Here is a 549-nt window from a genome sequence, read left to right on the forward strand (position 1 = left end):
ACTAATGAGCAAGAGGATCCTGATAGTGGTAATGAAGTCGCCACGACCGTCCTATATATACAAGCAGAAAACAGACTGCAGCCCGCACTTGATGACATTATTGCACGTTTTGAGGCGCGCTACCCAAGTGTCAAACCCTCGGTGCGTTATGTCCCAAGCGCGCAGCTCCTTACCCTGCCGACTGTTGATGTATCCCAGAATACAAGCGATCTTGCGCAGCCACTCAAAGCCACAATCGATGTCATTATCGCTGATAGCAACCTAGATGACGCGCGTCTATCAGCAATACAAACCCTCATAGATGAGGCGCAGTCTGAGCTTAATAAAAACCAGATAGGTGATAATCAGATACAAGCAGACGGCAGTACGCAAGTTGACAACAATGAGGCTCGAACACTCAGCTCGTTTAGCTATGCCATAAAAGCCTCCAAGCCTGTAGATGGTGTCATCTTGACCAACAACCCAGGGGCTGTCAGTTTGCGTAATTTTTTGCTCTCAAGCGTAGGACAAGACATTTTGAATAACTACGAGTATAGTAATATCGATGGC

Annotated in this window: 1 pseudogene; it reads left to right on the forward strand. The window is 47.0% G+C overall.

The features are described 5' to 3' along the window. Positions 1–549, forward strand: a pseudogene (locus ACTXGO_RS16055) (hypothetical protein); the annotation flags it as partial.

Source organism: Psychrobacter sp. T6-1, assembly GCF_052258445.1.